This window comes from Bradyrhizobium sp. AUGA SZCCT0158 (assembly GCF_018130065.1).
Lineage (GTDB): Bacteria > Pseudomonadota > Alphaproteobacteria > Rhizobiales > Xanthobacteraceae > Bradyrhizobium.
This window is the reverse complement of record NZ_JAFCME010000034.1, coordinates 1-23,458: the sequence shown is the minus strand read 5'-3', so window position 1 is coordinate 23,458 and position 23,458 is coordinate 1. Positions and strand designations below refer to the sequence as shown.

Annotated in this window: 21 protein-coding genes and 1 pseudogene; 8 read left to right on the top strand and 14 right to left on the bottom strand. The window is 63.4% G+C overall.

Translation table 11 applies throughout. From position 1 onward, the window contains the following. Nucleotides 1-36 precede the first annotated feature (36 nt). The 9 genes from JQ574_RS30985 to cysG all read right to left on the bottom strand — a co-directional run bounded on the left by JQ574_RS30985 (nucleotide 37) and on the right by cysG (nucleotide 8,689). Entirely contained in the window at nucleotides 37-1,086 is a 1,050-nt protein-coding gene (locus JQ574_RS30985; RefSeq protein ID WP_212208575.1) for a sulfate/molybdate ABC transporter ATP-binding protein, read from the bottom strand. Further along, nucleotides 1,076-2,038, bottom strand: coding sequence for a sulfate ABC transporter permease subunit CysW (gene cysW, locus JQ574_RS30980; RefSeq protein ID WP_212208576.1), 963 nt, complete (start codon nucleotides 2,036-2,038; stop codon nucleotides 1,076-1,078). Before cysW ends, JQ574_RS30985 begins: the two co-directional genes overlap by 11 nt. A gap of 7 nt (nucleotides 2,039-2,045) precedes the next feature. Further along, a complete protein-coding gene (gene cysT / locus JQ574_RS30975) occupies nucleotides 2,046-2,852 on the bottom strand; it encodes a sulfate ABC transporter permease subunit CysT (protein WP_283813791.1) in 807 nt (268 codons plus the stop codon). 76 nt (nucleotides 2,853-2,928) lie between these two features. Next, nucleotides 2,929-3,918 carry a sulfate ABC transporter substrate-binding protein gene (locus tag JQ574_RS30970; RefSeq protein ID WP_212208577.1) on the bottom strand — a complete coding sequence of 330 codons (990 nt, stop codon included), beginning with the start codon at nucleotides 3,916-3,918 and terminating at the stop codon, nucleotides 2,929-2,931. A 122-nt stretch (nucleotides 3,919-4,040) separates the two neighbouring features. Then, nucleotides 4,041-4,772 (bottom strand): phosphoadenylyl-sulfate reductase, encoded by a 732-nt coding sequence (locus tag JQ574_RS30965; protein WP_212208578.1) that lies wholly within the window; start codon nucleotides 4,770-4,772, stop codon nucleotides 4,041-4,043. Beyond that, nucleotides 4,769-5,284: a DUF934 domain-containing protein gene (locus JQ574_RS30960; protein ID WP_212208579.1), complete on the bottom strand. Its 516-nt coding sequence runs from the start codon at nucleotides 5,282-5,284 to the stop codon at nucleotides 4,769-4,771. The genes JQ574_RS30965 and JQ574_RS30960 overlap by 4 nt, the downstream gene beginning before the upstream one ends. Then, entirely contained in the window at nucleotides 5,271-6,926 is a 1,656-nt protein-coding gene (locus JQ574_RS30955) for a nitrite/sulfite reductase (RefSeq protein WP_212208580.1), read from the bottom strand. Before JQ574_RS30955 ends, JQ574_RS30960 begins: the two co-directional genes overlap by 14 nt. A 12-nt stretch (nucleotides 6,927-6,938) precedes the next feature. Next, nucleotides 6,939-7,256, bottom strand: coding sequence for a DUF2849 domain-containing protein (locus JQ574_RS30950; RefSeq protein ID WP_192737192.1), 318 nt, complete (start codon nucleotides 7,254-7,256; stop codon nucleotides 6,939-6,941). Next, nucleotides 7,253-8,689 (bottom strand): siroheme synthase CysG, encoded by a 1,437-nt coding sequence (gene cysG, locus JQ574_RS30945; RefSeq protein WP_212208581.1) that lies wholly within the window; start codon nucleotides 8,687-8,689, stop codon nucleotides 7,253-7,255. Before cysG ends, JQ574_RS30950 begins: the two co-directional genes overlap by 4 nt. Before the next feature lie 254 nt (nucleotides 8,690-8,943). Here cysG and cysD point away from each other — a divergent pair, with 254 nt between their 5' ends. Both cysD and cysC read left to right on the top strand, forming a co-directional pair. Continuing rightward, on the top strand, nucleotides 8,944-9,738 hold the full coding sequence (cysD, locus tag JQ574_RS30940; RefSeq protein WP_192737217.1) for a sulfate adenylyltransferase subunit CysD: 795 nt from the start codon (nucleotides 8,944-8,946) through the stop codon (nucleotides 9,736-9,738). A gap of 24 nt (nucleotides 9,739-9,762) precedes the next feature. Further along, complete coding sequence (gene cysC, locus JQ574_RS30935) at nucleotides 9,763-11,679, top strand: adenylyl-sulfate kinase (RefSeq protein WP_212208582.1); 1,917 nt, start codon at nucleotides 9,763-9,765, stop codon at nucleotides 11,677-11,679. A gap of 165 nt (nucleotides 11,680-11,844) precedes the next feature. Here cysC and JQ574_RS35350 read toward each other — a convergent pair. Then, a pseudogene (locus JQ574_RS35350) lies at nucleotides 11,845-12,078 on the bottom strand (transposase); the annotation flags it as partial. Between the two features lie 154 nt (nucleotides 12,079-12,232). On the opposite strand from JQ574_RS35350, the gene JQ574_RS30930 reads away from it, so the two are divergent. Continuing rightward, complete coding sequence (locus tag JQ574_RS30930; protein ID WP_212384146.1) at nucleotides 12,233-14,392, top strand: malate synthase G; 2,160 nt, start codon at nucleotides 12,233-12,235, stop codon at nucleotides 14,390-14,392. 27 nt (nucleotides 14,393-14,419) lie between these two features. On the opposite strand, the gene JQ574_RS30925 is transcribed toward JQ574_RS30930, so the two are convergent. Further along, nucleotides 14,420-16,108 (bottom strand): methyl-accepting chemotaxis protein, encoded by a 1,689-nt coding sequence (locus JQ574_RS30925; RefSeq protein ID WP_212208584.1) that lies wholly within the window; start codon nucleotides 16,106-16,108, stop codon nucleotides 14,420-14,422. Nucleotides 16,109-16,371: 263 nt separating this feature from the next. Here JQ574_RS30925 and JQ574_RS30920 point away from each other — a divergent pair, with 263 nt between their 5' ends. Then, the gene (locus tag JQ574_RS30920; RefSeq protein ID WP_212208585.1) at nucleotides 16,372-16,572 is read left to right on the top strand and encodes a CsbD family protein; all 201 of its coding nucleotides are present in this window, start codon (nucleotides 16,372-16,374) and stop codon (nucleotides 16,570-16,572) included. 45 nt (nucleotides 16,573-16,617) lie between these two features. On the opposite strand, the gene JQ574_RS30915 is transcribed toward JQ574_RS30920, so the two are convergent. Continuing rightward, a complete protein-coding gene (locus JQ574_RS30915; RefSeq protein ID WP_211999735.1) occupies nucleotides 16,618-16,773 on the bottom strand; it encodes a Thivi_2564 family membrane protein in 156 nt (51 codons plus the stop codon). Between the two features lie 193 nt (nucleotides 16,774-16,966). Between JQ574_RS30915 and JQ574_RS30910 the strand changes: the two genes are divergently transcribed. Next, on the top strand, nucleotides 16,967-19,051 hold the full coding sequence (locus tag JQ574_RS30910) for a methyl-accepting chemotaxis protein (RefSeq protein WP_212384145.1): 2,085 nt from the start codon (nucleotides 16,967-16,969) through the stop codon (nucleotides 19,049-19,051). A 37-nt stretch (nucleotides 19,052-19,088) separates the two neighbouring features. On the opposite strand, the gene JQ574_RS30905 is transcribed toward JQ574_RS30910, so the two are convergent. Beyond that, a complete protein-coding gene (locus tag JQ574_RS30905; RefSeq protein WP_212384144.1) occupies nucleotides 19,089-19,727 on the bottom strand; it encodes a DUF2865 domain-containing protein in 639 nt (212 codons plus the stop codon). A 19-nt stretch (nucleotides 19,728-19,746) separates the two neighbouring features. Continuing rightward, nucleotides 19,747-20,508: a L,D-transpeptidase gene (locus JQ574_RS30900; RefSeq protein WP_212208588.1), complete on the bottom strand. Its 762-nt coding sequence runs from the start codon at nucleotides 20,506-20,508 to the stop codon at nucleotides 19,747-19,749. A 438-nt stretch (nucleotides 20,509-20,946) separates the two neighbouring features. Between JQ574_RS30900 and JQ574_RS30895 the strand changes: the two genes are divergently transcribed. From JQ574_RS30895 to JQ574_RS30885, 3 genes are all read left to right on the top strand, one after another. Then, nucleotides 20,947-21,999: an AI-2E family transporter gene (locus tag JQ574_RS30895; RefSeq protein WP_212208605.1), complete on the top strand. Its 1,053-nt coding sequence runs from the start codon at nucleotides 20,947-20,949 to the stop codon at nucleotides 21,997-21,999. 81 nt (nucleotides 22,000-22,080) lie between these two features. Continuing rightward, the gene (locus tag JQ574_RS30890) at nucleotides 22,081-22,449 is read left to right on the top strand and encodes a YqjD family protein (protein ID WP_212208589.1); all 369 of its coding nucleotides are present in this window, start codon (nucleotides 22,081-22,083) and stop codon (nucleotides 22,447-22,449) included. Nucleotides 22,450-22,564: 115 nt separating this feature from the next. Continuing rightward, a complete protein-coding gene (locus JQ574_RS30885) occupies nucleotides 22,565-23,005 on the top strand; it encodes a hypothetical protein (RefSeq protein ID WP_212208590.1) in 441 nt (146 codons plus the stop codon). The last annotated feature ends 453 nt before the right edge of the window (nucleotides 23,006-23,458 follow it).

Genomic DNA, 23,458 nt, shown 5'->3' with positions numbered 1-23,458 from the left:
AGGTTCGCTTCGCGCCCAGGAATGACGACTTCGTCGTCAATCCTGGGCCGCAAAAATACGGTAGCGGCGGGGCTGCAGGCTGACGATTTCGCCGGCCTGGAGTTCCCGGTCGCGGGGGGCGTCGATCTCGATGACGGTCTTGCCCTCGCCGTCGGACAGCGCCACCTCGGCCCGCTGAATCGGACCGAACGAACGGACATGGCGCACCGCGCCTTCCAGCGATCCGGACCCGGCGGGCCCGATATGCATGTCATGTCGCCGGACGAACAGTTTCGAAGCCCCGGAAGCCGCGCCATTGGCGGCGATATTGAGCGGCCGGCCGCCGAGCCGCACCGAGCCGCCGCTGACATCCACCGGCAGCACGATCGACTCGCCGATGAAGCCATGCACGAACGCGGTCGCCGGGTGATCATAGACCTCGCCGGGCGTGCCGATCTGCTCGATGCGGCCCTTGTCCATGACGACCACACGGTTGGCGACTTCGAGCGCCTCTTCCTGGTCGTGGGTGACGAAGATCGAGGTGACGTGGATTTCCGAATGCAGCGAGCGCAGCCATTGCCGCAGCTCCTTGCGCACCTTGGCGTCGAGCGCGCCGAACGGCTCGTCGAGCAGCAGGATGCGCGGCTCGATCGCAAGCGCACGCGCGAGCGCAATGCGCTGCCGCTGGCCGCCGGACAACTGGCTGGGGTAGCGGTCGGACAGCCAGTCGAGTTGCACCAGATCGAGTAATTCCTTGACGCGGGCGCGGATGGTGGCCTCGTCCTTGCGAATGGCGCGCGGCTGCACCCGCAGGCCGAAGGCGACGTTTTCGAACACCGTCATGTGGCGGAACAGCGCGTAATGCTGGAACACGAAACCGACATGGCGCTCGCTCGCGCCGCGCGCCAGCGCGTCCTCGTCGTCGATCAACACCTCGCCGGCATCCGGCCAGTCTAGCCCGGCGATGATCCGCAGCAGCGTGGTCTTGCCCGAGCCGGAGGGGCCGAGCAGCGCCAGCAATTCGCCCTGGTCGACTTTCAGGTCGACATTGTCGAGCGCAGCGAAGCTGCCGAACTTCTTGACGATGTTTTTGACTTCAATGGTCACGCGGTTCCTGTCCTTCGTCCAGACGTCGCTCGAGAACGGTCTTCACGACCAGCGTGATCAGCGCCAGCATTGCCAGCAATGACGCAATCGCGAACGACGCCACGAATTGATATTCATTATAGAGGATTTCGACCAGCAGCGGCATGGTGTTGGTCTCGCCGCGGATATGGCCGGACACGACAGACACCGCACCGAACTCGCCCATGGCGCGCGCGTTGCACAGCAAGACGCCATACAGCAGGCCCCATTTGATATTGGGCAGGGTGACGCGGAAGAAGGTCTGCAGGCCTGACGCACCGAGCGAAATCGCCGCCTCCTCCTCCTGGGTGCCCTGCTCCTGCATCAGCGGGATCAGCGCACGCGCGACGAAGGGGAACGTCACGAAGATGGTCGCCAGCGCGATGCCGGGCACGGCGAACAGGATGTGAATGTCATGCGCCTGCAGCCATGTGCCGAAAAAGCCCTGCGCGCCGAACAACAGCACGAACACGAGGCCCGAGATCACGGGGCTGACCGAGAAAGGCAGATCGATCAGCGTGATCAGGAAAGTCTTGCCGGTGAAATCGAACTTGGCGATCGCCCAGGCCGCGATGACGCCGAACACCAGATTGAGGGTGACGGAGATCGCCGCCACCAGCAGCGTCAGCTTGATCGCCGCCAGCGCCTCCGGCTCGCCCAGCGCGGCCAGATAGGCGCCGATGCCTTTGGAAAAGGCGCTTGCGAATACCACGACCAGCGGCAGCACGACGAACACCGACAGGAAGGTGACCGCGAGGGTGATGATGATGAAACGAACCGGCCCAGGCTCGGTACGCAGATTGTCCGGCGATGTCCCGGTGCGCGGGCGCGCACGCTCGATGCGGGAGGGCGGCGGGGAAACGGTGAGGTCCGCCGTCGGGGCATAGGCCCGCAGCTCGGTCGCTGACGTCACCACACTCGATTGCGTCGACATCAGTCCCTCAATGCGCCGGAATACGGGTTTGGGCCCAGCGCTGCAGGCGATTGACCGCGAAGATGATCAGGAACGACGCCAGCAGCATGACAACCGCAATCGCGGTCGCATCGGCGTAGCGGAATTCGGAGAGCCGGATCACGATCAGGAGAGGCGCGATTTCCGACACGTTCGGCAGATTGCCGGCAATGAAGATGACGGAGCCGTATTCACCGACCGCGCGCGCGAACGCCAGCGCAAATCCGGTCAACAGCGCCGGAATCAAACTCGGCAGGATCACCCTGAACACGGTGTGCCAGCGGTTGGCCCCGAGGCTCGCCGCCGCCTCCTCGATCTCGACGTCGAGATCGATCAGGACGGGCTGCACCGTCCGCACCACGAAGGGGATGCCGATGAACACCATCGCGATGAAGATCCCGATCGGCGTGAACGCGACCTTGATGCCGAGTTCAGCCAGCGGCGCACCGAGCCAGCCTTTTTGGGCGAACAATTGCGTGAGCGCGACGCCGGCGACCGCGGTCGGCAGCGCAAAGGGGATGTCGACGATGGCATCGAACAGCCGGCGGCCGGGAAAGCGATAACGCACCAGCGCCCAGACGATGATGGTCCCCATCACCAGATTGACCAGGGCGGCGAGAAACGAAAGCCCGAACGAAATCTTCAGCGCATTGAGCGTGCGGCGGCTGGTGATGATGCCCCAGAACTGATCAAGGCTGAGCTCGAACGTCTTGAGAAACAGGCCGGCCAGCGGCAACAGGATAATAATGGAGAGCCATGTCAGGGTCAGCCCCATGGTGAGACCAAACCCCGGCAAGCTGCTCCGCCGTGCCACCGCTATGCTCACAAGTCCCCCTGATTGCTCGGTAAATCGCCCAGATCCGTTCTAGAGCTCAGTTCTTGTAGATCTGGTCGAAGATACCGCCTTCGGCAAAATGTTCCTTCTGCGCCTTTGCCCAACCACCGAAAACGTCGTCGATCGTGAAAAGTTCGACCTTGGCGAAAGATTTTTCGTATTCCCGGGCGATCTCCGAATCGCGCGGACGGTAGGAATTGCGTGCGGCGATTTCCTGACCTTCCTTGGTATACCAGTATTTCAGGTAGGCTTCAGCCGCCGCGCGGGTGCCTTTCTTGTCGGCCACCTTGTCGACGACGGAGACCGGCGGCTCGGCCAGGATCGACAGCGGCGGCGAAACGATCTCGAACTTGTCCTTGCCGAATTCCCGCTGCGCCAGGAACGCCTCGTTCTCCCATGCCAGCAGCACGTCGCCGACACCGCGCTCGACGAACGTCACGGTCGAGCCTCGCGCGCCGGTATCGAGCACCGGCACGTTCTTGAAGAGATCGCCGACGAATTTTTTGGCCTTGTCGGACGAACCGAATTTTTTCTCGGCATAGCCCCATGCCGCCAGATAATTCCAGCGCGCGCCGCCTGATGTTTTCGGGTTCGGCGTGATGATGCTGACGCCGGATTTAATCAAATCGTCCCAATCCTTGATGCCCTTGGGATTGCCCTTGCGCACCAGAAACACGATCGTCGACGTGTAGGGCGAGGCGTTGAGCGGCAAGCGCTTCTGCCAGTCCGGTGCCACCAGGCCCTTGCCGGCGATCGCATCGATATCATAGGCCAGCGCCAGCGTGACCACATCCGCCTGCAATCCGTCGATCACAGAACGCGCCTGCGAGCCGGAGCCGCCATGCGACTGCTTGATCTCGACGCTCTTGCCGGTTTCCTTACTGTAAGCGGCAATGAACGCCTTGTTGAAATCGGCATAGAGCTCGCGCGTCGGATCGTACGACACGTTGAGCAGCGTTACATCGGCAGCGAGCGCTGAACCTGCCCAGAGCAGTCCCGCGACGAGGGGCAGAATACGACGGAACATCTCAATCTCCATTCGGCCTGGTGAAGGATATCACCGGAACACGCGGGACATAACTCGCGGTGAAGTGGCCTTTAGTCAACGAAACCGCTTTTCATTGTTTGCGGCGGTGCAGCGTCATTGTCCTATGAAGTCTTGATCGTGTGGATGCCACATTCTGTCTTGGCTCTTCCGCGCCAGCGACCGGCACGCGCGTCTTCATCAGGCGAGGTCCGGCTGCTGCACGGCATGCATCCGACCGACAGGTAGCCCGACGCCACCAGCGGATGCGGCGGCAATTTCGCAAGCTGGTAGATCGCCTCGATCTCTTCGCGCGCGACATTGGCGAACGGGTTGAATTTCAGCCTGGCGCCGTCGTCCTCGACGACCGCCATCTCGGCGCGCAGGCCGCCCTGGAAGCGCTTGCGGCCGTTGATCCAGGCCGAGAACGGCGCCAATGCCCGCGCCAGCGGCTCCACTTTGCGGATACGGCAGCAGGCGTCGGGATCGGAGAACCACAATTCACGATCCGGATCCTCGCGCGACAAGGTTTCTTCAAGCGGCTTGATCGAGCGGACGTCGCGCAGGCCCAGCGTTGCGATCAGCGTGTCGCGATAGGCCAGCGTCTCCTCGAACAGCCAGCCGGTGTCGAGGAAGATCACGGGAATCGCCGGATCAACGTCCGCCATCACCTTGAGCAGTGCGGCCGACTCGGTACCGAACGACGAGACCACCGCCAACTTCTCGCGACCGACGGTCTTCAACGCCGCTTCAATGACTTCCGAGGGCGACGCGCTGCGCAGCGCGCGGTCGAGCGCCTGCGCCGGCGACAGGTCCGCCGCTTTCTCGATCGATGCCTGATGTACGAGCGCGTTCACTGGCCGGCACTCTCCGAATGACGCAGTTGCATCCGCCGATGCAGCGCGGTGAGACGGCCATCCCCGGTCGGCTGGTAGAACACCGAATAGCTCTTTGCGGTAGAGGCAAACGCCTCGGCGTCGCTGTTCTTCTTCACTTCGAACGTGTCGAAGCCGGCGCGCAGCATGAACACGAACTGATCGCGCAACACCTGTCCGGTGGCGCGCAATTCGCCGTCGAAGCCGTGACGTTCGCGCAGCAGGCGCGCCTGGCTGTAGGCGCGGCCGTCGCGGAACGAGGGAAACACCAGCGCCACCGCGGCCAGCCGGCCGAGATACGGTACGAGATCGTCGAGGTCGCGGTTGTTCGGCCAGATCACGCCGACCTTGCCCGCGCGCTTCAGCAGCGCTTCCGCATCCTCGAGGAACCGCGCCGCCGGAAGGAGGATCGCGCCGTCGCCGGGCAACTCGGCGCCGTCGGCCACATGGACGAACAGATCGGTGGTGATTCTACCCTGCTTAACGAGTGGCATAGACCCGCTCCTTGAATGGCTCGACACCCAGGCGCTTTACCGCATCCACGAACAATTCCTCGGGGCGATCACGCAGTGCGAGATAGGCTTCGACGATATCCTCGATCACGTCGGCGACTTCCGCATAGGGAATCGCCGGACCGATCAGCGTACCCATCTGTGCGCCCTCATCGGCGCGGCCGCCGATCGTGATCTGGTAAAACTCCTCGCCGTTCTTCTCGACGCCGAGAATGCCGATATGGCCGACGTGGTGATGTCCGCAGGCGTTGATGCAGCCGGAGATGTTGATGTGCAGCCGGCCGATCAGCTCGGCGGTGTCGTGATTGGCGAACCGACGGGTCAGCTCCTGCGCGATCGGGATCGAGCGCGCATTGGCCAGCGAGCAATAGTCCAGCCCGGGGCAGGCGATGATGTCGGTGACCAGATTGACGTTCGGCGTGGCGAGCCCGATCCGGTCGAGCGCCTTCCATAGCTGCGGCAGGTCGCGCTTGGCGACATGCGGCAGGCACAGATTCTGTTCGTGGCCGACGCGGATTTCGCCGAAGGAGTAGCGGTCGGCGAGATCGGCGACCGCATCCATCTGGTCGGAGGTGGCGTCGCCGGGCGGTGCGCCCACCGGCTTCAGCGAGATCGTCACGATCGAATAGCCCTGGACCTTGTGCGGGAACACGGAGTTCCCGCGCCAGCGTTCGAACAGCGGATCATGCGCGGCCTGTTTCAGCTCGTCCGGCATGTGCGGCAGCTTTTCATAGGCCGGATAGGAGAAGCGCGAACGCACCTCCTCGATGACGGAATGATCGAGCGTCAATCCGACGTCCCCCATCTGCTTCCATTCCTCGTCGACCTCGCGCGCGAATTTCTCGATGCCGAGCTCGTGCACCAGGATCTTGATGCGCGCCTTGTAGATGTTGTCGCGGCGGCCGTACTGGTTGTAGACGCGCAGGATCGCCTCGACATAGCTCAGGATGTCGCGGCCGTGCACGAACGGCTTGATGGTCTTGCCGATGAACGGCGTGCGGCCGAGACCGCCGCCGACCAGCACTTCAAAGCCGGTCTCGCCTTCCGCGTTCTTGTACAGGCGCAGCCCGATGTCGTGCACCTTGATCGCCGCGCGGTCGTGCTCGGATGCCGTGATGGCGATCTTGAACTTGCGCGGCAGGAAGGAAAATTCCGGATGCAGCGTGGTGTGCTGGCGCAGGATTTCCGACCAGATGCGGGGATCCTCGACCTCGCCCGGCGCGACGCCGGCCCACTGGTCAGAGGTGACGTTGCGCATGTTGTTGCCGGACGTCTGCATCGCATGGATGCCGACCTCGGCAAGGTCCGCGAGCGCGTCCGGCAATTCGGCGAGCTTGATCCAGTTGAACTGGATGTTCTGCCTTGTGGTGAAATGGCCATAGCCGCGGTCGTAGCGGCGTCCGACACGGGCCAGCGCGCGCAGCTGCTTGGACGACAGCGTGCCGTAGGGGATCGCGACGCGGAACATGTAGGCGTGCAGCTGCAGATAGACGCCGTTCTGCAGGCGCAGCATCTTGAATTCGTCCTCGGTGAGCTCGCCGGAGAGGCGGCGCTTCACCTGGTCGCGGAATTCAGACACGCGTTCGTTGATCAGCGTGCGATCGAGTTCGTCATATGCGTACATGATGGATATGCCTTACGCCGGAACCGGAAGCAGATCGATGGTGAGGCCTTCCGACCGGATATGTTCGCGGAGATTGCCGGGCTTGATCTCGCCGCCGTCCTTGAGTTCGACCGGCGCGATATAAGGGCCGATCGCGCCGACGTCATCGGCGGTGGCTTCGCCAAGCAGTGTTCGCGCCTCATCCGAGGTGCGCACGATCGCGGCATCCGACAGGTTCGCCGACCAGCCTTGCTGCGCGGTGCGATAGATCACGACGCCATCCCAGGTGCGGTTGGCGGTGACCATCGAGGGCCCCGTGATCTTGATTTTTTGTTGTAACGGAGAAGTCATTCTGCAGCATCCCTCAATTCGGAGATCACTTGATCGAGATCTGATTGGCGCCACGGTGCGGAATGCGCGACCACGTCACCGATGATGAGAACGGCGGGACCGCCGTCGATTTGATCGACCAGCGCCGGCAAATGTTCGAGCGTGCCGACCACCGCCTGGGCGTCCGGCCGCGTCACCCGTGCGAACACGCCGACCGGCGTTTGCGGCAAGCGTCCGGCGGCGAGCAGGCCCGCACGGATCGCGGGTGCGGCGGTCATGCCCATGTAGACCACGATGGTCATCTTCTTGTCTGTCAGCACCGACCAGTCGACGGTCTCGGCGTCCCTCGCCTTGTGGGCGGTGAGGAAGGTGATGCGCAGCGCCTCGTGGCGATAGGTCAGCGGCGCTTCGAACTGCGCCGCGGCGCCCAACCCAGCGGTGATGCCCGGCACCACCGAATAGGCGACACCGGCCGCGCGCAACACTTCGATTTCCTCGCCGCCACGGCCGAAGATGAAGGGATCGCCGCCCTTCAGCCGCACCGCGCGTTGTCCTGATCTCGCTGCCTCGATCAGCAGCTTGTTGATCGCATCCTGGCCGATGCCGGGCTTGCCGACGCGGCGGCCGACCGGAATGCGCGAGGCATCGCGGCGCACGCGATCGAGAATTTCCGGCGATACCAGTTCGTCATAAAAAACGACGTCGGCATCCTGCAGCGCGCGCAGCGCCTTGATGGTGAGCAGGTCCGGATCGCCGGGCCCGGCGCCGACCAGCGTCACCCGACCCTCGGCCTTGCCCTGATCATTGGCACCGGCGAAAGCGGAAGGGTTCGCGATCGCCTGCAGTTGCTTCGCGGCTTCGTCCGTGCGCCCGGCCAGCACCAGCGCGCCGATCGGGCCGTCGATCACGCGTTCCCAGAAACGGCGGCGCAACGAAAATTCGGGGATCCGCGCATGCATCGCTTTGCGAAAGCCGCCGATGAAGCCGGCGAGGTCGCCGATCCGCGCCGGCAGGACAGCCTCGATAGACTCTCGCACGCGGCGCGCCACGACAGGCGAAGTGCCGCCGGTGCCGACGGCAACGACGACGTCGCCGCGATCGACGATGGCGGGAAAGATGAAAGTCGAATGGACGAGGTCATCCATCACATTGACGGGTAGTCCGACCGCCTTGGCGCGTACCGACATCGCCACGCCGATGTCGCCGGCCCCGGCGCAGAGGATCGCGATCACCCCAGCCAGATCGGCGGTGAGCGGATCACCGGCATCAGGCTCGATCCGCGCCACGTCGTCGGCGGCGAGGCCGGAGAGGTCCTGATCGCCGTCGGTCGCGAACCAGCGGACCTGCGCGCCGGCAGCGGCGAGCAAGCGCAATTTGGCGCGCGCGAGGTCGCCCGCTCCAACGAGCAGCACCTTGCCGCTTTGCAGATCCAGAAACACAGGCAGATAGCGCATCAGATACTCGCTTCCCCAACTTGGGGGTTGACTGAAATTATTTTCTATTTATCTCTCGATCAAGGCCTGCAAAGAGAAAATTATTTCTTCTCTATTGCGGTGCAACTTTAGAATTTTTCCACTCTCAAGTCCAAGGCCAAGAGATGCATCTTCTCAACAAGGAATCCGGCGGACACGGGTTGCAGCCCGCGGCCCTCAACCAGGCCTCATCCGCGCCCAAAATTCTGGCCCATGGGCAGCTGCCGCCGCCCTCGATGGACCACCTCGACGAGCTCGAGGCGCAGAGCATCTACATTCTGCGCGAAGCCTTCGCGCGGTTGAAGAAGCTGGCGCTGCTGTGGTCGCTGGGCAAGGATTCCAACGTCATGATCTGGCTGGCGCGCAAGGCCTTCTTCGGCCGCGTGCCGTTCCCGGCCTTGCATGTCGACACCGGCAAGAAATTTGCCGAGATGTATGCGTTCCGCGATCGCTTCGGCAAGGAATGGGAGCTCGATCTCAAGATCGAGCCCTGCCCTCCGATCGACGCCGTCGATCCGACACTGCCGCCGGCCGCGCGTTCCGCCGCCCGCAAGACCGAAGGCCTCAAATGGGCGCTGACCAAATACGGCTTTGACGGATTGATCGCCGGCATTCGCCGCGACGAGGAAGCCACCCGCGCCAAGGAGCGCGTGTTCTCGCCGCGCGGCCTCGAAGGCGGCTGGGATGTGCGCGATCAGCCCCCGGAATTCTGGGACCATTTCAACGCCTCGCCGCCGCAAGGGGCGCATTTGCGCATCCACCCGATCCTGCATTGGACCGAGGCCGACATCTGGGCCTACACCAAGCGCGAGAACATTCCGATCATCCCGCTGTATCTGTCGAAGGACGGCAAGCGTTATCGCTCGCTGGGCGATCAGGACATCACCAATCCGGTGGCGTCGACCGCTTCCAGCATCGACGAGATCCTGACCGAACTCGACGGCACCAAGGTGCCGGAACGTGCGGGCCGCGCGCTCGATCACGAAACCGAAGATGCATTCGAGCGGCTGCGTGTCGCCGGTTATCTCTGACGGACATTAGGTGTGAGTGCTGCGATGAACATGATCCTCCCCTCAAGCGTATTGGCGACACCCAACGGCACGACGCGGCCGCAGATTCGCATCGTCATCGTCGGCCATGTCGACCATGGCAAATCCACCCTCGTCGGCCGCCTGCTGCATGAAACCGGCAGCCTGCCCGAGGGCAAGCTGGAAATGCTCAAGGCGGTCAGCGCGCGGCGCGGCATGCCGTTCGAATGGTCGTTTCTCCTGGATGCGCTGCAAACCGAACGCGACCAGGGCATCACCATCGACACCACGCAGATCCGCTTCCGCACCCGCTCGCGCGACGTGGTCCTGATCGACGCGCCCGGTCACGCCGAATTCCTGCGCAACATGATCACCGGCGCCTCGCAGGCCGACGGCGCGGTGCTGATCATCGACGCGCTGGAAGGCGTGCGCGACCAAACGCGTCGGCACGGCTATTTGCTGCATCTGCTCGGCATCAAGCAGGTCGCCGTCGTCGTCAACAAGATGGACCGCGTCGATTTCAGCGCCGATCGCTTCAAGGAGATCAGCGACGAGATTTCTTCGCATCTGACCGGCCTCGGCGTGACGCCGTCTGCGGTGATTCCGATTTCCGCGCGCGACGGCGACGGCGTTGCCGAACGCACGCCGCGGATCTCCTGGTACCAGGGGCCGAGCGTCGTCGAGGCGCTCGATGCGCTCGAACCGGCACGGCCGCTGGAGCAGCTAGCGCTGCGGCTGCCGGTGCAGGCGATCTACAAATTCGACGATCGCCGCATCGTCGCCGGCCGCATCGAATCCGGCAGTCTCAGCGCCGGCGACGAGATCGTCATCATGCCCGCCGGCAAGATCGCGAAGATCAAGACCGTCGAGAGCTGGCCGGTAACTCCTGTCAACGGCAGCCACGGCGCCGGCCGCTCGGTCGGCATCACGCTCGACCGCGAATTGTTCATCGAACGCGGCGACGTGATCGCCCATGCCGGCGCGACCCCGCGCGATACGCGGCGGATTCGCGCCCGGATTTTCTGGCTCCACGACAAGCCGCTCGCCAAGGGCGAGCAGATCCTGATCCGCCTCGGCACCCGCGAAAGCCGCGCCCACGTGGTCGCGATCGAGAAGGCGATCGATCCCGGCGAACTCTCCAACGAGGAGACCAAGTCGATCGCGCGCAATCACGTCGGCGAAATCGATATCTCGCTGGCGCAGCCGGTCGCGGCCGACCCCTATCAGGACAATCCGCGCACCGGACGGCTGGTGATCGAAGTCAATGGCCGCATTGCCGGCGGCGGTCTCGTGCTGTCGGTCGATGCCGGACAACGCGCCGTTCCCATCGACATCGTTCCCGTGGAATCCGCGCTGCGTCCCGAAGAGCGCTCGGCGCGCTATCGCCACAACGGCGCGGTGATCTGGCTGACCGGCTTGCCCGGTTCAGGCAAATCGACGCTGGCCCGCGCACTGGAGCGCCGGCTGTTCGGCAATGGTGGTTCGCCCATCCTGCTCGACGGCGACACGCTGCGCGCCGGCCTCAATGGCGATCTCGGTTTCTCGGCGCAGGATCGCACCGAAAATATCCGAAGGCTCGCCGAAGTCGCAACCCACCTGGCGCGCAATGGCCACATCGCCATCGTCGCCGCGGTTTCCCCCTCTGCCGATGATCGCGCCGCGGCACGCCGCATTGCCGACGCCGCATTCCGCGAAATCTATGTCGCAACACCGGCCGAAATCTGCGAAAGCCGCGACCCCAAGGGTCATTACGCCAAGGCACGCGCAGGCACGCTGCAATCCTTCACCGGGATCGGCAATGACTACCAGCCGCCGACCCAGAGCGAGCTGCGGATCGACACCTCGAGCGGTTCGGTTGCCGATGCCACCGATACGATCGAGCGGATGCTGGCGGAGACCGGCGTTCTGTTCGACGAACTGGTCGATCTCGCGGCCAATATCTAAAGCGCTGTCTGTAGGATGGGTTGAGCCCTTGCGAAACCCATCCTCTCGGCTCGAGCGGATTGATTGATGGGTTTCGCAAGGGCTCAACCCATCCTACGCGCTGCACGCCTAGGCCGTAGGATGGGTCGAGCCCTTCGCGAAACCCATCATCCTGCTCCGTGGACTCTAATCCCGTTCGCCAAACCTGCCGTCGTTTTCGGGCTCATGCACATCGCCGGCCCAATCCTCCGGATAGTCCCCAAGCTTCACCATGCGATGGAACGACGAAAACGGCCAGCCCCGCACTCGCGTCACCAATCCATGCTTGACCGGATTGATATGGATGTAATCGACGTGACGCGAGAAATCCCTCTCGTCGCGGATCGTATGCCCCCAGTAGCGCCGCTGCCAGATGCCACGCTAATCGGCCAATATCTAGGCTTTTTGGGGCCTTCTCATCGACCCGGCTTTAGGGCTAAAAGGGCGGCCGACGCTGCCGCTTTTGGCGCGCTTTTTGCTGTTTTCACACTGAAAACGCCCTCCTGTTCGCCGTTTCCACCCGAGAAAGCCCATCATGAATCGTGTCGATGCCCACGGATTGAAGATCGCCCCCGAACTGTTCGATTTCATCGCCAAGGAGGCGACCCCCAAGACCGGGATTTCCCCCGATGCGTTCTGGGCCGGGCTTGCCGCCATCATCGCCAAACTGGGACCGAAAAACCGCGAACTGCTCGCCGTCCGCGACGCGCTGCAGGCCAAGATCGACGGCTGGCACCGCGCCAACAAGGGCAAGGCGTTCGACATGAATGCCTACACTGCTTTCCTCAAGGAGATCGGCTATCTCTTGCCGGAGCCCGCGACCCACAAGGTCGAGACGGCAAATGTCGACGAGGAAATCGGCAAGATCTGCGGTCCGCAGCTCGTCGTTCCCCTGACCAACGCCCGCTACGCGCTGAACGCAGCGAATGCCCGCTGGGGCAGCCTGTATGATGCTTTCTACGGCACCGACGCGATCCCGCACGATCCAAGCGAGGCTGGCCGCGGCTACAACAAGGCGCGCGGCGACAAGGTGATCGCCAAGGCCAAGGCATTCCTCGATGCCGCCGTGCCGCTCGCGAGCGGCAGCCACACCAATGTGACCTCCTACAGCGTGATCGCCGGCCAGCTCTCGGCCAAGCTGAGCGGCAACGCCACCGCGCTGAAGTCGGCCGAACAGTTCGCCGGCTATCAGGGTGATCCTGCCGCGCCGACCGCAATCCTCTTGGTCAACAACGGCATGCATGTCGAGGTCAAAATCGACCGCAGCAATACCATCGGCAAGGACGATCCGGCCGGCGTCGCCGACATGATCCTGGAATCGGCGGTCTCGACCATCCTCGACATGGAAGACTCAGTCGCCGCCGTCGATGCCGAGGACAAGGTGCTGGTCTATCGCAACACGCTCGGCCTGATGAACGGCACGCTGTCGGCCGATTTCGAAAAGGGCGGCAAGACGCTGAAGCGTTCACTCAATGCCGACCGCGTCTACAAGACGCCCGACGGCAAGGACCTCACCTTGCATGGGCGTAGTCTTCTTCTGATGCGCAATGTCGGCCATCACATGTTCACCGACGCCGTGCTGGACTCCAAGGGCGAGGAAATTCCGGAAGGCCTGCTCGATGCCGCCGTCGCCGGGCTGCTCGCGATTCACGATCTCAAGGGCGACTCAAAGACGAAGAACAGCCGCACCGGCTCGGTCTACATCGTCAAGCCGAAGATGCATGGCCCCGACGAAGTGGCGCTGACCTGCGAGCTGTTCGGCGAGGTCGAGAAGCTGCTGTCGCTGCCCGAGAACACCATGAAGGTCGGCATCATGGATGAGGAGCGCCGCACCACGGTCAACCTCAAGGCCTGCATCCAGAACGCCTCGAAGCGCATCTGCTTCATCAACACCGGCTTCCTCGACCGCACCGGCGACGAGATCCATACCTCGATGGAAGCGGGCCCGATGATCCGCAAGAACGACATGAAGGCGCAGCCCTGGATCAAGGCCTATGAAGACTGGAACGTCGACATGGGCCTGATCGACGGCCTGCCCGGCCATGCCCAGATCGGCAAGGGCATGTGGGCCGCTCCCGACAAGATGGCCGACATGCTGACGCAGAAGCTCGGGCATCCCTCGGCCGGCGCCACCACCGCCTGGGTGCCGTCACCGACGGCCGCCACGCTGCACGCGCTGCATTATCATGAGATCAACGTGCAAGCGCGCCAGCAGGAGCTCGCCAAGGGTGGCCAGCGTGCCAAACTCTCCGACATCCTCACCATTCCGGTGTCGCAGTCGAACTGGGCGCCTGACGACGTGAAGCAGGAGATCGACAACAACTGCCAGGGCATTTTGGGTTACGTCGTGCGCTGGATCGACCAGGGCGTCGGCTGCTCCAAGGTGCCCGACATCCACGGCGTCGGCCTGATGGAAGACCGGGCCACCTTGCGCATCTCGGCGCAGCATCTGGCCAACTGGTTGCATCAGGGCGTCATCACCAAGGATCAGGTGATGGAATCCCTGAAGAGAATGGCGGTCGTCGTCGACGGCCAGAACAAGGGCGATGCGCTGTACAAGCCGATGGCCCCCGGCTTCGACGGCATCGCCTTCAAGGCGGCGTGCGACCTGGTGTTCAAGGGCCGCGAGCAACCGAACGGCTACACCGAATACATCCTCACCGCCCGCCGCCGCGAAGCCAAGGCGGCCGGCTGACCGGCCGGCCTGAGTTCCGTTCGGATATCAGGCCGCGCGTATCGTCTGCAGGAATTTTCCGACTTCGAGCTTGAGGGAATGGCCTTCCTGCGAGAGCGAACGGGCGGAACTATGAACCTGTTCGGCCGCCGCCTGGGTGTCGGCCGAACCGCGACTGACATCCGCGAGGCAGCCGCCGACCTCGATGGCGCCCTGGGCGGCTTGCTGGACGTTGCGCGCAATCTCCTGCGTCGCGGTGCCCTGCTGTTCGACCGCGGCGGCGATCGCCGTTGAAATCGCGGAGATCTGCCCGATCGTGCCGCCGATCACCTTGATCGCGGACACCGACTGCTCCGTTGCCGACTGCATCTGGGTGATCTGGGTGCCGATTTCCTCGGTCGCCTTGGCGGTTTGGGCGGCAAGCGCCTTGACCTCGGAAGCAACTACCGCAAAGCCCCGCCCCGCCTCGCCGGCGCGCGCCGCTTCGATCGTCGCATTGAGCGCCAGCAGATTGGTCTGCTCGGCGACCGCCGCGATCAGCTTGACGACTTCGCCGATGCGGCCGGCCGCCTGCGACAGTTCCGCGATCCGCTCATTGGTCTGCTCGGCCTGACGCACGGCGGCATGGGTGATGTCTTCCGATTGCTTCACCTGACGGCCGATTTCGGTCACCGAGGAAGCCATCTGCTCCGAAGCGGCCGCCGCCGATTGCGCATTGGCCGATGAACGGTCGGAAGCGGATGCCGCCTCTGCCGTATGCTTGTGGCTGGTTTCGGCCGTCCTGGTCAGGCTGCCGGCGGCGAGTTCGATCTCGGAAGAGGCCGTTGATACGGCCTCGATGATCTTGCCGATCGCCTGCTCGAAGCCGTCGGCGACCTGGCTCATCGCCAGCTTGCGCTCTTCCTCCGCCTTGAGCTTGAGACCGGCCTGCTCGGATTCCATGGCCTGAACGCGCAGCGCGTTTTCCCTGAACACCTGGACCGCGCGGGCCATGGCGCCGACTTCATCCGTCCGTTTGAGGGACGGTATTTCAATATCCAATCCACCGCCGGCGAGCCGTGCCATCACGCCGGTCATGCGGGTCATCGGCCGGATCACACCGAGGCCGACGCCGACAAGGCCGCCGCCAATGATCAGGAACACCAGGGCCGAGATGCCCCACAGAATAACGTTGAACGTGCCGACACGCTGGGTCGCGGCCGTTTCGATGGCCGCGTTGTCGTCAGCGGTCTTCTTGACGATTTCGTCGATCAGGGCGCGGTGCGCCAGATAGGCGGCCGAGATTTCCGAATACGCCTTTGCCGAGGCGGCGGCGTCTGCCTTGGCCAGGGCCGGCAGGAACGCCTGCTCGATGGCGGTCCAGAAGCGCTGCACCTCGCGATGCGAATCCACAACGAACTTCGCCTTCACCATTGGCTCCAGGTCAGACTTCACCCAGAACGCGTGGCGCTCGTCATATTCCTTTTTCAATTGCTTCAGCCGCTCGCGACGGTTGGCGAGTTCAGCCGGATTGTTCAGCGCAAGGGTGGCTTCGAGATAGGATTCGATCACATATTCCGGCGGCGGCAGGATGTCGGCGATCAGATCGTTGCCGAGCTTGAGTTTGTTGTAGAGGGGTCCGCCGACCTTGACCTCGCCGAGCGCGAAGATGCCGGTGAACACCACGGCCCCCAGGCCGATTGCCGTGACAAGACCGAACAGGACTATGGCCCGCGTGATCGTCAAACGAAGCTTCATTGCCAACGTTTCCTCAATATCGATCCGGTTCCGCTCTTGGTGAGCCGAACTTAAATTCGCTTGAAACGCGAAGATTATTGCCTACTCGCGTTAACGTTCAGTTTGCCGTCGCATACAACCGCAGTTTCTGCAGCCGGGCCCCGTTCAAATACGGGAGGTGGCGCGCGATCTGTCGCAGGGCTGGTACCGCTTTGCCGCACCGCAGGAACGTTTGGATCGTGCGCCCGTTGAGAATTCATCCCAACTCACATGGAGAGATGACGATGGATTGGAACCGGATTGAAGGAAACTGGAAACAGTTCAAGGGCGCCGCCAAGGAGAAATGGGGCAAGCTCACCGACGACGATCTCGATGTGATCGAAGGCCGTCGTGAGCAACTCGAAGGCAAGCTGCAGCAACGCTATGGCTTCGCCAAGGACCAGATCCACAAGGACGTGGACGATTGGTTCAAGACCCTCAGATAATCACTGCAAGATGAAAAGCCCCGGCATCGCCGGGGCTTTTTGTCGCTAGATCACGGCGATGTATTTCAACAGCGAGATCACGCCGAGGATGATCACCACGACTCGCGCGATCTGTTTGGCGCGGCCATCAAGCGGCAGCAGGTTGATGAGATAGAGAACGAGAATAACGACGAGAAACGTGACGAGTACGCTGACAAGCATGCGGGCCCCCTCGGCTGGAATAGCGCTGTTGGTATTTTGTTAACGTGTCACCTCACATTGGGTTCCGGGCGGGGAACCTGCGTGTAAAAATGAAAACTTCAACCATTTCAATGGCTCCGTAGTTCTACTACGCAGGCGCTGTCTAAGTATTTACCCTTTTCGCCCCAAATGACCGCGGCTTTGGGGGAGCATCATGTTGAACCGTCTGACCGTATCCGCGCTGCTGAAGACCGTCATCCTGGCCACCGCCTTCTGCATCGTGGTGGGCTTCTCGCTCAACGCCTGGGATGCCTGGGGCCGCCTGCAGGTGGCAAACCGCATCTCGGTGGTCACCGACGCATCCGCCAATATGTTCAAGGCGATGCATAATCTGCGTACCGACCGCTCCACGACCAACCGGTTGTTGAATGGCAACGCGCCGATGGACAGCGACATCGAAAAGTATCTGCGCGGCCTTCGTGACACGGAAATGCCGGCGATGAACAGCGCACTTGGTCAGCTCGGCAAGATCGAATTCGCGCAGCAAGCGACGCTGGTCCCCGAAATCGACCGCCTGTTCAAGCAACTGCAGGCGCAGCAGAAGGAATTCTGGGAAGCCATGGCTCAGCCCAAGGAATCCCCCCGCCGTCCGGCGCTCGCCAAGGAGTACATGGACACGACGGGCGCGCTGCTCACCACCCTCGACAAGCTCTCGGGGACGCTTGCCGCCAATGTCAACCATCAGGATCCGGTGATCGACCAGTTGCTCGCGATCAAGCAGATCGCCTGGTTGCTGCGTAACACCGCGGGCGAAGCTTCGCTGTTGATTTCCAATGGACTGGGCACCGGAAAGGCGACGGCGGAGACCCGCATGGCCCACACCAAGTTCAGCGGTGGCGCCGAGGCCGCCTGGAATGCGCTGGAACTGACCGCCACTGGCATGCAACTGCCGCCGGCGCTTTCGAGCGCGATGGCTGCGACCAAGAAAGCCTATTTCGAACCGGATTATCTCGCCTTGCGCGAACGCCTGCTGACGGCGCTGATCGCCGGCGAGAAGCCTGAACTGACGGCGAACCAGTGGAGCCCGATCACGGTGGGACGACTCTCGGCCGCCGTCAACGTCGCCGAAGCGGCGCTCGACGCTGCCCGGGACCATACCGTGATGCAGTATTCCTCGGCGCGGCGTGCGCTGGTGGTGCAACTGGTGCTGCTGGTCGGCGCGCTGGCGTTGACGTTCGGCGCGCTGATTCTCGTCACCCGCCGCGTCATCAAGCCGCTGCACAATATGCGCGACGCCATGCTGAAGGTCGCCGCCGGCGACCTGACCGTCGACACCGGCTATGCGGTGCGCAAGGATGAAATCGGCGCGCTGGAGACGTTCAAGCAGCAGGCCGAAGACAAGGTCCGGATCGAGGCGCAGGAGCGCGCACGCAATGCCGGCGCCACGGCGCGGCAGCAGACGATCGAAAGCTATGTCGGCGAATTCGAGAGCCTGGTGCGCCAATCGCTCGACCAGCTGGGCGACGCGTCCGGCCAGATGCGGACCACCTCGGACGGGCTATCAGCGGTTTCCCGCCAGACCAACGCGCGGGTTGAGGTGGCCGAAAAGGCCTCCAGCGAAGCCTCGATGAGCGTCGAGACCGTCGCGGCCGCGTCGGAAGAACTGAGCGCCTCGATCAACGACATCAGCCAGCAGGCCGCGCACGCCGCCGGCATTGCCAGCCGCGCGGTGAGCCAGGCGCGTGAGACCGACGGCACCGTGCAGGGCCTTGCCGCTTCTGCCGGCCGGATCGGCGAAGTCGTCGGGCTGATCAACTCGATCGCCGCCCAGACCAACCTGTTGGCGCTGAATGCGACCATCGAGGCTGCCCGCGCCGGTGAAGCCGGCCGCGGCTTTGCGGTGGTGGCTTCCGAAGTCAAATCGCTGGCAAGCCAGACCGCGAAGGCGACCGAGGAAATCTCCGAGCAGATCTCCGACATTCAGAAGGTCGCGAACGAGGCGATCGAAGCCATCAAGGGCATCGGCGGCATCATCGGCGAGGTCAACGAGGTCGCGACCGCGATTGCGGCCGCCGTGCAGGAACAGGGCGCCGCGACGCAGGAGATTACGCGCAGCACGCAATTCGCCGCGCAGGGCACCAAGAACGTCTCCGACAACATCTCGGGCGTGAAAACCGACGCCGATGCGGCAGCCGCCGCTGCCGACGACGTCAAGCACGCCTCCGAGACGCTGGAAACGCAGAGCAAGCAGTTGGGTACTCAGGTCACTCAGTTCCTCGGCAAGATCCGCGCGGCGTAGTTGCGCGGACCCATGTCGCGTCCCTAACCAATCTCATTCACTCCCGCGCCACCACCGGCACGCGTTCATATTTCGCGCGCAGCTTGTCCGAGGCGGGTGAGAAGTTCAGCTCGGCGCCGCGCTTGTCGGCGCTGCGGCCGGCCACCAGCAAACCGTTTTCTCCGGCGACGATGTCGCCCTTGCGCAAGGTCGGATCGGCCTCGATCTTGACCGGCGCGAGCCCGATCTGATCCTTGCCGTTGCAGGTGCACCCGGCCACGAGTTCGTTGCGATAGCGGAACGCGTTCGGCAGTTCCGAATAGGGCTTTCCGTTCTCGGCGGCGTTGTCGATGTTGCTGCCGTAGAACACCTTGGTCTCGCTGGCCGGGCAGAAGCTGTCGCAGGACGCCGCACGGCTGGCATTGTCGGAGCCAGTCACCGGGAAATAGCGTCCGTCGCAGGTACGCACGCAAAACGCCTGACCGCCGCCGCCATAACGCCGCGTCTCGCTGCGCTGAACCGGCATCGGTCCGCCGTCGTTCGCAAACGGCAAGGAAATATAAGGGCCCCTCGCCCGGCCCATGCCGCCGAACAGGGCCGAGAAGAAGTCCTGGGCCTGCGCCGCAGGCGCCAGCGCAGAAGCGCCTGCCAAAGCTGCCGCGCCCAGGATTGCCATTCTACTCACGTGCATTCGCATCTCCTGCTAGGTCGTCGGCTCAGTTGAGCTGCGACGCCGTCAAATTCATTGCCTGCCGTCCCGAGGGCGGCGGCGTCAGCGCCGGACGTGCCGGCCGCACGCTGATGGTGGTGCGCGTCTCCATGCGCGGCGCGTTCTTCGGCAACACCACGACCTTGGTGCCGACATCGACCCGGCTGAAGAGATCACTGACGTCCTCATTCGTCAGGCGAATGCAGCCTGAGGAAACGAACTTGCCGATCGTCGAGGGATCATTGGTGCCGTGGATGCGGTACTGGCTGGACCCGAGATACATCGCCCGGGCGCCGAGCGGATTGCCGGGGCCTCCGGCCATGAAGCGCGGCAGATAGGGCTGGCGCGCGATCATCTCGGCCGGCGGATGCCAATCCGGCCACTCCGCCTTGCGGCTGATGGTCTGTACGCCGGACCAGGTAAAGCCTTCGCGGCCGACGCCAACGCCATAGCGAACGGCGCGGCCCTGCCCAAGCACGTAATACAGCGCGGTGTTGCCGGTATCGATCACGATGGTACCAGGCGCCTCCGACGTGTTGAAAGCGACCACGGCACGGCGTAGCCGCTCCGGCACGACGCCCGCGTCGGGCGTTGCCGGCTCAACCATCACCTCATCGGCGGGAAACGCGTTTGGCTGGGTGGAGGCATAACCCAGCAGCTGCGCGCTCGCCGCGCTGGAGAATACCGAGGGGGCCAGCAGCATGGTGCTGATGAAGACGAGCGCGTGGGTTACGCGCGACGGATGCCGGCGATGAGAGGACTTCGTCATGGGACTGCCCCGGTTGGATACGCATCGTGTGATGCTCTGGATGGGCAACGCGACCGGGGCTGCGCAGTTCCCTGCGACTCGAGCTGGCAGGCTTGCTGTCAAGCCACCGGCACTCACGCTTCCGCGATGGAACTTTTGCCTCGACCTTCTGTTGTGTGACCTGAGAATTCGGTTCGCGGGGCAACGTCGCGGCTGCCATGTCATCACCGCCTCGCGCGGGGGAGAACCGTTGTGCGTGTCTCGCCGCCCAAACCTTTGCCAGAAGAACGCAGGGCGCCGTCCGATGAAAGCAGCCCGACGGAACGCAAGCCGGCGCAAGGCGAGCACAAGCCAACTGAACGAAAGCCATCCGACGGCAAGGCCTCCGACAACAAGACCTCTGACCACAAGGCTTCGCAGGGCGACCGTCAAAAAGCTAGTGCGGCAGAAGGCAAACCGCTGCCCGACGGCCATGTCGAACTGCCTCCGCTGATCAGCCGCGCCGAAATCGTCGCCTTCTCGCTGGTATCGTTGCTGATCATCTGCATCGTCGCCGTGCTCTACGCCGCGAAACCGTTCTTCCTGCCAGTCACGATGGCGTTCATCGTCGGCACGATGCTGTCGCCGGCGGCGAACTTCCTCGAGCGCTATCGGATTCCCCGGGCGCTGGGCGCCGTCCTGATCGTGTCTGCCGTCGTCACCGGCGCAGCCTTCATGATCGGCCTGATTGCGTCGCCGGTGATGGAATGGAGCGGCAGGCTTCCGGAACTGGGGGCGGAGCTGAAGGAAAAAATGCGCCTCTTCGACCGGCCGCTGGCACTGTGGCAGCAGCTGCAAGGCATGCTCGGCAGCTCCGACACGCTGGCGACATTCCACATACCGAAAATCGAATGGGTGCAGCCGACGCTTGAATTCCTGTCGCCGACCCTCGCCGAGTTCCTGCTGTTCGTCGCCACCCTGATCCTGTTCATCGCGAGCTGGAAGGACCTGCGACGGGCAATGGTGATGAATTTCGGCGACCGGCCGGTACGGTTGCGAACGCTGCGGATCCTCAACGAGATCGAGGAGCACCTGGGCAGCTATCTGATCATGGTGACGATGATCAATGTCGGCGTCGGCATCGCAACCGGCATCATCTGCGCAGTCACGGGCATGCCCAATCCGGCAGCCCTCGGCGCGCTGGCCGCGACCTTGAACTACATTCCGATCATCGGACCGGTCGCGATGTTCGTCGTGCTGGTGGTGGTCGGCCTTGTCGCCTTCCCGACGATCAGCGCAGGGCTGCTCGCGCCGCTGCTGTTTGCGGCGATGACCTTCCTCGAGGGCCATTTCCTGACGCCGACGATCGTCGGCCGCAGGCTCGAGCTCAACGCGCTGGCGGTGTTCATCGCGCTGGCGTTCTGGACCTGGCTGTGGGGACCGATGGGCGCATTCCTGGCGTCGCCGATCCTTATCGTCGCGCTGATCCTCAAGGAGCATCTGATGCCGGTCAATTCGCCGCAGTTGCCCTAGACTCAAAGGGTTTCGCAGCAGGAACTTCCGCTTTGGGCAGGCGTTTCCTCGATACGCAAATTGAGTGCCCGGGAGCTTTTGATGTCGATGACGAATGGCGAAGCCGCAAAGAGCATGACGGATAAAGCGACCTACGAACGCCTGGAAAAGGATGTAACCGCCGTGAAAAACGATATCGCAGCCCTCACCGACCAGATCACCGATGCGCTCAACAGTTTTGCCGGCACCGCGGGCAAGCAGGCGCGCCGCGGCTACAGGCAGGCGCGCGCCAATGCGGAGCAGGCGGTGGACGACATGTCCGAGCGCGGCAGCGCCATGATGGACGCGGCTCAGGATGCGGCCTCCTCGATCGAGGAATCGCTGGAAGACGTCATCACGCAGCGGCCGCTGGCAACCGTCGGCCTCGCACTAGGCGTGGGCTTCCTGCTCGGCGCGATGTGGCGCCGGTAATCCGGCGATGATGCAATGATGACCCGCGCCGGAAAGCCAGCCTTCGTCTCTCGATGGCGGCGCTGGCGCGAGGTCGTTTCTTTTGTTGATGCTCTTTTCAGATCGAGGCGGGCCCATGTTTCAGCGACTGATCGATGACTTCAAGGATTCGACCGGCACTGCGCTCCGGCTGACCTCGCTGGCGGCAGCAGCCGCCGTTGCTTTGCTCGTCACCACATCGTTTCTGTGCGCGGCCGCCTTCATCTTCGTGCTGGAGAAGTATGGCCCCGTTTATGCTTGCCTGACCGGCGCCGGCATCTTCTTCGTGGTGACGATGATCGCGACGATCTCCTACATGGTGCGCAAAAAACAGATCGAGACGCGCGTCAAGGAGACCACAAAATCCGCCGCCCAAACCATGCTGGCCGATCCGATGCTGGTCGCGGCCGGCGTCCAGTTGGTGCGCGCGATCGGCATCAAGAAACTGATTCCGATTCTCGCGGTCGGCGGCCTGGCGCTCGGATTTTTGGCCAGCCGCGGCCAGAGCCAGGCCGGAGGCGAGGCCCCGGCGGAGTAGGTTGGTACTCTCTCTGCTGTCGTCCCGGCCTTGAGCCGGGACCCATACGCCGCGGCAGTTCTTGTTTGCAGAAGGTCTCTAACGCCAGCGCTCTAACCGATGGGCCGCGGCGTATGGGTCCCGGCTCAAGGCCGGGACGACAGCGTGCTTGTTGCTGCACTGTACTGAACACACCTTCGCGTTCTCGCGACGCATTGCGCCCGAGCTTTGCCAGAAATTCCTTGCCCTCGAAATATGAGGGCGCAGGGAAGACCGGGTGCGCGCTGCACCCGCGGTCCCGTGTGCGGTTAGCACAAAACAAAATGCACACGAGCATACAGGGCAGCGGAGAATACCCGGCCTTCCCTGCGCAATGGCTTTACGGCTTATGCCGTGATCTCCCCGGAGACGAGTTCTTGGTTGACTCCGTCGCTGCCGTTCGGCTCTCGCCTACCCGACAGCTTGACACCTGCA

Coding starts and splice junctions, on each gene's coding strand:
- JQ574_RS30920 (WP_212208585.1), top strand. CDS start 16,372: ATGGATTGGAACCGGATTGAAGGAAACTGGAAACAGTTCAAGGGCGCC.
- JQ574_RS30970 (WP_212208577.1), bottom strand. CDS start 3,918: ATGTTCCGTCGTATTCTGCCCCTCGTCGCGGGACTGCTCTGGGCAGGT.
- cysD (WP_192737217.1), top strand. CDS start 8,944: ATGGACCACCTCGACGAGCTCGAGGCGCAGAGCATCTACATTCTGCGC.
- JQ574_RS30960 (WP_212208579.1), bottom strand. CDS start 5,284: ATGCCACTCGTTAAGCAGGGTAGAATCACCACCGATCTGTTCGTCCAT.
- JQ574_RS30900 (WP_212208588.1), bottom strand. CDS start 20,508: ATGACGAAGTCCTCTCATCGCCGGCATCCGTCGCGCGTAACCCACGCG.
- cysC (WP_212208582.1), top strand. CDS start 9,763: ATGAACATGATCCTCCCCTCAAGCGTATTGGCGACACCCAACGGCACG.
- JQ574_RS30955 (WP_212208580.1), bottom strand. CDS start 6,926: ATGTACGCATATGACGAACTCGATCGCACGCTGATCAACGAACGCGTG.
- JQ574_RS30930 (WP_212384146.1), top strand. CDS start 12,233: ATGAATCGTGTCGATGCCCACGGATTGAAGATCGCCCCCGAACTGTTC.
- JQ574_RS30915 (WP_211999735.1), bottom strand. CDS start 16,773: ATGCTTGTCAGCGTACTCGTCACGTTTCTCGTCGTTATTCTCGTTCTC.
- cysG (WP_212208581.1), bottom strand. CDS start 8,689: ATGCGCTATCTGCCTGTGTTTCTGGATCTGCAAAGCGGCAAGGTGCTG.
- JQ574_RS30905 (WP_212384144.1), bottom strand. CDS start 19,727: ATGCGAATGCACGTGAGTAGAATGGCAATCCTGGGCGCGGCAGCTTTG.
- cysW (WP_212208576.1), bottom strand. CDS start 2,038: ATGTCGACGCAATCGAGTGTGGTGACGTCAGCGACCGAGCTGCGGGCC.
- JQ574_RS30925 (WP_212208584.1), bottom strand. CDS start 16,108: ATGAAGCTTCGTTTGACGATCACGCGGGCCATAGTCCTGTTCGGTCTT.
- JQ574_RS30885 (WP_212208590.1), top strand. CDS start 22,565: ATGTTTCAGCGACTGATCGATGACTTCAAGGATTCGACCGGCACTGCG.
- JQ574_RS30910 (WP_212384145.1), top strand. CDS start 16,967: ATGTTGAACCGTCTGACCGTATCCGCGCTGCTGAAGACCGTCATCCTG.
- JQ574_RS30950 (WP_192737192.1), bottom strand. CDS start 7,256: ATGACTTCTCCGTTACAACAAAAAATCAAGATCACGGGGCCCTCGATG.
- JQ574_RS30890 (WP_212208589.1), top strand. CDS start 22,081: ATGTCGATGACGAATGGCGAAGCCGCAAAGAGCATGACGGATAAAGCG.